This is a genomic window from Lacticaseibacillus songhuajiangensis (genome assembly GCF_003946025.1).
Taxonomy (GTDB): domain Bacteria; phylum Bacillota; class Bacilli; order Lactobacillales; family Lactobacillaceae; genus Lacticaseibacillus; species Lacticaseibacillus songhuajiangensis.
Genome location: NZ_RHNR01000067.1, coordinates 1 through 8,068 on the forward strand (window position 1 = coordinate 1; position 8,068 = coordinate 8,068).

An 8,068-nucleotide genomic window follows, 5' to 3' on the forward strand; every position below is an offset into this window, starting at 1 on the left:
GACCCTATGTGCATTCACAATACTGTGGTGGTGTTATTTCCGGGCGACGTTAACCTGATGATTTCATATCATGTGCGGTGTGACACATCAACGAACCGGTAGACACAGTGACAATGACCTAACACCTTCTGTCACCGTGATTTCAATCTCTAATTGAGGTCAATCTGACTTGTACCCGTCGCGCAATCGTTAGTCGTACTGTCCCCACTCAATAACGTGTCGGCCACGGAGATTGTGGTGCGCTTGGGCGAAGCGCAGGGAACGGAGTCGGGCGAAAAGATGATTGTCTGGAGACAGGACGGCCGCACTTGCCGTCGTGGCTGCACACAATCATCTCGGGAGCGCGGAGTTGACGCTGTTCTTGCGGCAACTCCGCCAGCGGAAGACCGCGATAGCGGGCTGAAGTGGTCCCCGCCCGACGTAGTTCCCGGAGCGCAGCCCAAGCGCACCACCACCGGAGTTGCCGACCCCACCGCCTTGCGGCGTTGAGAAAGCTGCTTAAAGTGCAGGTCGCACCCTTGCGGGCGCGAACTTACACTGACGGACAACGACAATAAAAAAGCAGCCGCCAACAGGTGACTGCTCAAGATGGAGGATCTAGGATTCGAACCTAGGAACCCGAAGGAACGGATTTACAGTCCGTCGCGTTTAGCCTCTTCGCTAATCCTCCATATAGGCTTGTTCCTGTACCAGGAACGATAAATATCTTATCTAATCCCCAGAAAAAAAGCAAGCCCATTTTGTGCTAAAAATCGATAATTTCAAGGCTACTCTGCCACTCCGTCATGAAGTCTGCACTTTGCCACTCGTGACGCCGCTTTGTGCCGTAGCCAACCGGATTATGGACGTACGTCACTCCATCAAGTTCACGGATGCCATCGCGCTGGTGCAGATGGCCAAATGCCGCTGTTACCTGCGGATACTGACTGAGCAGATTGCTCATCGCCCGGCTACCCAGAAATGCCGCAGCGTAGCGACCCACCTTTTGATCGGCCAACATTCGTGGATTCAAGAAGCGCAAATCAGGTACAAAATGAGTGGCGTAGAACACGCGGCGGCCTGCCGCTGCCGTCAGCATTTTGGCCGTGCGCTCGAGGCTAATCTTAAACCGCTCCTGATCACTCATGGGTTGCTCAATAACGCCATCGACCCAAAAGGCACGCTTCCAGTGCTGCAACTGGGATAGCGTCAGTTCCGCCGGCGCGAAGCTGTAGTCGTACCAGCCATTGTCGCCAATCAGCACTGCATCTGGGCCAATCACTTCTATTTTGCCGTTCAGATAGCGCGGGTCGGTCTGGTCTTCCAGCTGTGCATAGGTCGCCCCGCGCAACATGTCGTGATTTCCCGCTAGGTAACGCACCTGTGTCTGCGGCCCCACAGTCTGTTGCAGCTGGGCGTAGAAGGCCTGCGTTTTGGCAAAATCGTTGAAGGTATCCCCCGTGTTCACGTAGTAATTAATTCCCCGCATAGACAAGAAAGAAGCCTGAGCCGTGATCACGGCTGAGACTTCTACGCGATTAATATCTAAATGATTATCAGAACTAAACGCAATGCGCATGACAAGTCCACCTTAGTTGACACCAGCCATGAGCTTCTCGATACGCGGCGTGAGGAACATCAGCAGCACTGCGAGCACTACCGTTGCCCCACCAACGATGCCGAAGAACAGGAATTCATTGCCTGGTGTGTAGAGTTTAACAACCTGGGCGTTGATTGCTTGTGCGGCAGCGTCTGCCAGGAACCACATACTCATCATTTGTGAACGGAAAGCACGTGGGGCCAGCTTCGTGGTGACGGACAGTCCGACTGGGGAAATCAGCAGTTCCCCAACTTCAACAATCGCCCATGACAGTACCAGCCACAATGGGGAAACGAGCGTGTGCACCCCAGAGATGCCGACTGGCAACATCATTACGATAAAGCTCAGCCCGGCAAAAATCAAACCAAGGGTGAACTTCTTCGGACTGCTTGGCTGGTTCTTGCCCATGTGCATCCAGAGCCAGGCAAAGAATGGCGTGTAGATGATGATGAACAGTGGGTTCAAACTCTGGAACCAACTTGCCGGAATGGTGAAGCCCATGAAGTTCAGGTTCGTCTGCGTCTGGGCAAACATGGCCAGAACGACGGAACCCTGTTCTTCAATTGCCCAGAAGATGACAGCGGCGATGAAGAGCGGAATGTAAGCCCAAACGCGACTGCGTTCAACATCGGAAACCTTCTTACTGGTGAGGAACATCACAAAGTAGGCAATTGGAATGAGAATCGCAACTAAGGTAATCAGGTTAATCACGTTGGTCAGGTTCAGATTGCCGGTTACGCCCATGATGCCGAGCACAACGATAATGGCAATCAGTGCGAGCACGAGCTTCACAATGAGAGGCTTGGCTTCTTCAGGACGCAGTGGGTCTGGTGCCTGGTTGTCATCCTTGTTCAGGTACTTGTTACCGTCAATGACGTAGAAGAACAACCCAATGGCCATCCCGATAGCAGCAAGTGAGAAGCCCAGGTGGAAGTTCACCTGCTGACCGAGCCAACCAACAACCAACGGTGCGATGAAGCTCCCGAGGTTAATCCCCATGACCAGCACGGAGAAACCACTATCACGGCGCACGTCATCTTGGCTGTACAGACCGCCGACCATTTCGGAAATGTTTGGTTTCAGTAGCCCCGTCCCGATGACAATGAGTGCAATCGAGGCAAAAAGTGCCAGCTCGCCAAATGGTAGCGCGAGGAAAATGTGGCCGAACATGATGAAAATCCCACCGATGAATACGGTGCGCCGACCACCCCAAAGCCGGTCAGCGACAAAGCCCCCGATGATGCTGCTTAAGTACACCAGGGAACCGTAGATGGCGGTAACGGACATGGCCGTTGCCTTGTCCATACCCAAGCCACCCTTGGTGACGGCAAAGTACATGTAGTACAGCAGGATGGCCTTCATCCCGTAGTAACTGAAACGTTCCCAGAATTCAGTGAACGCAAGGGTCGCAAGCCCCCGCGGTTGACCGAAGAACGCCTTATCTTGATCCTTATTCATTTAACTAGTACATCCTTTCATTCAGGCAAAATAACTCAGGCCCGTGGCAAAAGGACATTGAGACGCGCCGTTAATGGTCGACGCCCGCCGTACCCGTGTCACAACACTTTTGTTAATAAGTTAATATTTTATACAAATGTAAACTGTGACACAAATGATTATGAGGACAACCGTGACAAAATTATTCATTATTTAGATACAAATAATATCAGGATTAATGACCGCTGGTATTTTGGCGCTTAAGTTCACATTTTCGTGTGCAACTTGCTCACGACTGTCATAAAGAAAAGCGCTGTCTTCCCCATTTTGCTGGTTTAAGGCAGTATTAATTGATTATTTGTACACAAGTGTTCATCTTTTTCGGATTCGCGCGCGCTTAAAGCTGTGTATCTAATAATTAAGGTTAGCTAAGCACACAGCTGCGCGTCTCATTGTCTGTGTGGCAGGTGGTGTTGAATCGGTAAGCCCACGAATGGTGCTGGCAAACGCTGTTGCAACAGCGTTTGTGGCGACTACTGCTGACACTACGGCGCACGCGCGCAACAATTTCGCCCATTCGCCGCAGCTTGTCGGATCCACTGCATTTCTAATTTAGGCAACAAAAAAGCCCCTAGCAATCTGCTAGGAGCTAATGCTGCCGGCTAGGTGACTCGAACACCTGACCCTCGGTTTACGATACCGATGCTCTACCAACTGAGCTAAGCCGGCATAATGACCCGTACGGGATTCGGACCCATGTTACCGCCGTGAAAGGGCGGTGTCTTAACCACTTGACCAACGGGCCATTTCACAACACAAAAGATTATACTAGGAAGCCAGATAGTTGTCTAGTCCCTTCCGTCAAAAAACTACGGACTGTCTTAAATCAAGACGTGAGTATCTTCGTGCCGTTAAAAAAGTCCCGCACGCGGCGGGACTGGCAACTCCGGTTGTCGGACTCGGACCGACGACAACCTGATTAACAGTCAGGTGCTCTACCAACTGAGCTAAACCGGAATAACAACTCAACAACGTTTTATATCTTAGCAAGAGAACGCCTTGCGGTCAAGCATAAAAGTCGCATTTTGAGACGTAAATTTTGCAGATTGTTCGGGCACTTCACGGCGACGTCAACAGGCCAGACAGTCAGAGCACAAAACACCTCAGACACAGATGTAATTCTCCGAAAGCTGATGGCTTCGATTATTCTTCATTTCATCGGTGTCGGCCCCCTTCTAATCAATCTGATCAAAAGTGAGAAACCAGCCTAAAACGTGGACCGCCACGCAGCTTCCGAGCGCTTATGTAAAAACAGCCACCAACTCCCAAAAAGCGGGAGTTGGTGGCTGTTAACGTTAGTGCTCGGAAGCTAACCGCATCGCGGTCCACTCTCGCACCTATATATACTAACTACGCTCTGTTTCGTCGTGCTGGGTGTAATCCGTCACCCACCCTGGAAGCCGCGCCGCAATCGGTGCGAATCCCGTGTGCAGTTTTCTTGTCGTCCAGTAGTGCTTGCGGCGCCGGCGTGGTGATAAAGCCGGCGGTGCCTGCAGCGCCCGAATTGACAAGCTGATTCTATGACTATATTCATCAATGTCCAGGATTACGACCTGAACATTCTGCCCAAGGTGGAAGAGTTCGTGGATTCCCTTGACGAAACCGTGCTGGCATTCGGAAATGTGGATGAGTCCTTGCTCCTCGTCGTCAAGCGCAACGAAGGCACCATAGGGCTGAATCCCGGTTATCCGGCCAGTAACGATGTCACCGATTCGATAATCCATTCTGCCACTTCATTCCATTAGATTTCCAAATCAGTATACCAGTTATCGCCACAAAGCAAAATGCTAGTCCTGAACCTCGATGCTGTTGATGACAACATCTTCTGCTGGCTTGTCGCCTGGCAAGGTGGCAACGTCCGCAATCTCATCCACAACGTCCATGCCCGCTTCAACCTGGCCGAATACCGTGTGGCGGTGGTCAAGCCAAGGCGTGCCACCATTTTTGTAGGCTTCCACAATGTCGTCAGGGTAACCAGCAGCCTGCATCTGTTCGATGAAGCCGCCATTAATGTTCTTGTTCTGCACGATGAAAAACTGGCTGCCGTTGGTGTTGGGGCCAGCGTTGGCCATGGACAGTGCGCCGCGAAGGTTGAACAGCTGATTGCTGAATTCGTCTTCGAAGCTACCGCCGTAGATGCTTTCACCACCGGCACCAGTGCCGGTTGGGTCGCCGCCCTGGATCATGAAGTCCTTGATGACGCGGTGGAAAATGATACCGTCGTAGTAACCCTTCTTGGCAAGGCCAAGGAAGTTAGCAACGGTCTTAGGTGCCTGTTCTGGGAACAGCGCAATTTTGATGTCACCGTGATTCGTCTTCAGAATCGCACGTGGGCCTTCGTACTGCGCAAGTTCAAGCTGATTGTATGTCATGTTGTTTTTCCCTCCATATTTAACCTACCCATGATACCGAAGTTAAGCCACTTTGACCACCGTGTCATTACCCGGGAAATTGTGTAAACTTAGAGGCAGCGAAAGGACACGATAAAAATGGAACACGAATACGACATTGCCATCATTGGCGGCGGCCCCGTGGGGATGTTCGCCACCTTCTACGCCGGTCTGCGCAGCGCCGACGTGCTGCTGCTGGAGAGCACGCCGCAACTGGGCGGTCAGCCCGCAGCCCTCTACCCCCAGAAACAAATCTACGACGTCGCCGGTTTCTTCGCGGTGCGTGCCGATGAACTGACCAGTAAGCTCGACCAGCAAATGGCCCGCTTCAAGCCGGACGTCCAGCTGAACACCAAGGTCACCGCAATTACCCCTGATGCCACCGGGGTGACGCTCACGACAGACGCACAGAACTACCGTGCCAAAAGCGTCATCGTCGCTACCGGTGCGGGTGCATTTGAACCGCGGCCCCTGGCTGCACCGCACGACAAAACACTTGTGAATGACAAAATTTTCTACATTGCGCCTGACCTGAACACTTTTGCAAGGCAGGATGTGGTCATTGCTGGTGGTGGTGATTCAGCAATTGACTGGGCACTTGCGCTGGAACCCATTGCTAAATCGGTGCGGCTGATTCACCGCCGCAATCAGTTCCGCGGTCTGGAAAGTAGCGTCACCGCGCTGGAAAACAGCACTGTCGAGTTGCTGACGCCATACCTCATTAAGGAGGTTAGCGAAACCGCGACCGGTCTCAGCTTAAGCCTGCGCCCCGTGCGCGACGCTGAACCACAAACCATCACGGCTGATAAGTTGCTAGTGAGTTACGGCTTTGCCAGCGACAACCGGCAGCTACGCAACTGGGGGCTGCAGCTCGAGCACGGCCAAATCAAGGTGGACGCCAGTTACGCCACCAACCTCGACCACGTTTACGCGATTGGCGATGCGGTCACCTACCCTGGCAAGCAAAAATTAATTGCTAGCGGCTTCGGCGAAGCACCCACCGCAGTCAGCAGTATCATGAGTGCAATTCACCCTGAACTGCGCCAGAATCTGCACTCCTCTGAATTAAAGTTGTAATCAGGAATTCTCTAATGGAGACAAAATCATGGCAAGTAACGACTACCAAATGGAACAAATCGCCGCACGCCTCGCGGACATGGGCCCGTACCAACTAAAGCAAGCCATGCTAGACGTCGCCACCTTGGCCCCCGATGCCGTGGCCAAGGTGCTCGGTCTGACCGACATTGCACGTCTAGGTGATGAGGCCTACAAACACCAGCGTGAAGTGCTCAGCAAGTACCAAGCCCAATACGCACATGCGTATGCCAGCACCAGTGCGGCCTACGATATGATTGATGACCTCAATGAGCTCGCCTCCCAGGACCTGCAATTAGCCGAGAGCGGTAAGCTGGCGGAAGGTATCAGTGCCCTCCTGGAAATCATCCAGCTCTTTCCATGGATTGAGGACCGCACTAAAGGCGTCATTTCCGTTGGCATGGCCGGTATGTGGCTCGACAATGTTGCTGACGAATTGCAGCAACTACCAGATACCGCAGATGGGCAAGCCGCGCGCGTGGTAATCACCGCGGCAATCAATGACCCGCAATTTACAGACGTACGCAAGTATCTGCAGGATTTCCAGGCCAAAATTGCTTAGATATGACTCGCTGCTGTCTTAAAGCGACAGCAGCGCAACAATTAATCAAAATTTTGCAAAGATGCCACAATTTCCGCCTACTGTCTCCTAAATCAGGTACACTGTAGCTAACTAATTCTTGGAGGACACAATGGGTACATTAATCGACTTCATTCTGCACGTCGACGATCACTTGGTGACAATCGTGCAAACATTCGGGAGTTCCACTTACTTCATCCTGTTTGCCGTTATTTTCATTGAAACAGGGGCGATTATCTTGCCCTTCCTGCCAGGGGATTCGCTGCTCTTCGCGGCCAGCGCGCTCGCGGCCAACAGTGTTTACCACCTGAACATCTGGGTATTCGCGGGTCTTTTCCTACTCGCCTGTGTGCTTGGTGATTCCGTCAACTTCCACATTTCCAAAAAGTTGGGCCAGGCGGCGACAAAGAACGCGTTCCTCAGCAAGTATATTAACGAGGAGAAGCTGCACGAGGCGGAAGGCTTGTTCGACCGCATGGGCGACATCGTGATCACCCTAGCACGCTTCATGCCGATTATCCGCACGTTCATCCCGTTCGTTGCGGGCGGCTCAACCATGACCTACCGGCGTTTTCTTCCGTACAACCTGCTCGGGGCGGTTTCCTGGGTGGCACTGTGCTGCGGTGCGGGTTACTGGTTCGGGAACACCGCCTTCGTGAAGGCCCACTTCTCCGCCATCGTCCTCGGCATCATCATCGTTTCCTTGATTCCAATCGCGGTTACGGCTATCCGTGGTCGTAGTAAAAAGACTGCAGAATAAGCAAAAGCACCCTACCGGTAGTTTCGGTAAGGTGCTTTTTTGTTGTCGCTGTCCGTCAGCGTAAGCATTTTGGCGACGGAGTCGCGCCGAGCCTCTGCGGCGTTTTCACAACTACTACTAGGTGGGCGGTGGGGTCGGCAACTCCGGCAGGAGTGCACTTGCGCTTC

7 protein-coding genes and 4 tRNA genes are annotated in these 8,068 nt (G+C 52.6%); 3 read left to right on the plus strand and 8 right to left on the minus strand.

The window, feature by feature from the left end; translation table 11 throughout:
* Positions 1–589 precede the first annotated feature (589 nt).
* The 8 genes from EKM97_RS11400 to EKM97_RS11435 all read right to left on the minus strand — a co-directional run bounded on the left by EKM97_RS11400 (position 590) and on the right by EKM97_RS11435 (position 5,448).
* Positions 590–670, minus strand: a tRNA-Tyr gene (locus EKM97_RS11400).
* 75 nt (positions 671–745) lie between these two features.
* Complete coding sequence (locus EKM97_RS11405) at positions 746–1,558, minus strand: metallophosphoesterase (protein WP_125572510.1); 813 nt, start codon at positions 1,556–1,558, stop codon at positions 746–748.
* A 12-nt stretch (positions 1,559–1,570) separates the two neighbouring features.
* Positions 1,571–3,037, minus strand: coding sequence for a peptide MFS transporter (locus EKM97_RS11410; RefSeq protein ID WP_125572511.1), 1,467 nt, complete (start codon positions 3,035–3,037; stop codon positions 1,571–1,573).
* A gap of 635 nt (positions 3,038–3,672) precedes the next feature.
* Positions 3,673–3,745, minus strand: a tRNA-Thr gene (locus EKM97_RS11415).
* Positions 3,746–3,749: 4 nt separating this feature from the next.
* Positions 3,750–3,821: transfer RNA gene (locus tag EKM97_RS11420), tRNA-Glu, on the minus strand.
* A gap of 139 nt (positions 3,822–3,960) precedes the next feature.
* A tRNA-Asn gene (locus EKM97_RS11425) sits at positions 3,961–4,033 on the minus strand.
* A gap of 389 nt (positions 4,034–4,422) precedes the next feature.
* Positions 4,423–4,800: a CvfD/Ygs/GSP13 family RNA-binding post-transcriptional regulator gene (locus EKM97_RS11430; protein WP_125572512.1), complete on the minus strand. Its 378-nt coding sequence runs from the start codon at positions 4,798–4,800 to the stop codon at positions 4,423–4,425.
* Positions 4,801–4,863: 63 nt separating this feature from the next.
* Positions 4,864–5,448, minus strand: coding sequence for a peptidylprolyl isomerase (locus tag EKM97_RS11435; RefSeq protein WP_125572513.1), 585 nt, complete (start codon positions 5,446–5,448; stop codon positions 4,864–4,866).
* A 111-nt stretch (positions 5,449–5,559) separates the two neighbouring features.
* Here EKM97_RS11435 and EKM97_RS11440 point away from each other — a divergent pair, with 111 nt between their 5' ends.
* The 3 genes from EKM97_RS11440 (at position 5,560) to EKM97_RS11450 (ending at position 7,901) form a co-directional block, all read left to right on the plus strand.
* Positions 5,560–6,543 (plus strand): NAD(P)/FAD-dependent oxidoreductase, encoded by a 984-nt coding sequence (locus EKM97_RS11440; RefSeq protein ID WP_191985994.1) that lies wholly within the window; start codon positions 5,560–5,562, stop codon positions 6,541–6,543.
* 28 nt (positions 6,544–6,571) lie between these two features.
* Positions 6,572–7,123 carry a hypothetical protein gene (locus EKM97_RS11445; protein WP_125572515.1) on the plus strand — a complete coding sequence of 184 codons (552 nt, stop codon included), beginning with the start codon at positions 6,572–6,574 and terminating at the stop codon, positions 7,121–7,123.
* 130 nt (positions 7,124–7,253) lie between these two features.
* Entirely contained in the window at positions 7,254–7,901 is a 648-nt protein-coding gene (locus EKM97_RS11450) for a VTT domain-containing protein (protein WP_125572516.1), read from the plus strand.
* Positions 7,902–8,068 lie beyond the last annotated feature (167 nt).

Excerpts from the sequence above, each read along its gene's own strand:
- EKM97_RS11405 (WP_125572510.1), bottom strand. The coding sequence starts at position 1,558 with ATGCGCATTGCGTTTAGTTCTGATAATCATTTAGATATTAATCGCGTA.
- EKM97_RS11410 (WP_125572511.1), bottom strand. The coding sequence starts at position 3,037 with ATGAATAAGGATCAAGATAAGGCGTTCTTCGGTCAACCGCGGGGGCTT.
- EKM97_RS11430 (WP_125572512.1), bottom strand. The coding sequence starts at position 4,800 with ATGGATTATCGAATCGGTGACATCGTTACTGGCCGGATAACCGGGATT.
- EKM97_RS11435 (WP_125572513.1), bottom strand. The coding sequence starts at position 5,448 with ATGACATACAATCAGCTTGAACTTGCGCAGTACGAAGGCCCACGTGCG.
- EKM97_RS11445 (WP_125572515.1), top strand. The coding sequence starts at position 6,572 with ATGGCAAGTAACGACTACCAAATGGAACAAATCGCCGCACGCCTCGCG.
- EKM97_RS11450 (WP_125572516.1), top strand. The coding sequence starts at position 7,254 with ATGGGTACATTAATCGACTTCATTCTGCACGTCGACGATCACTTGGTG.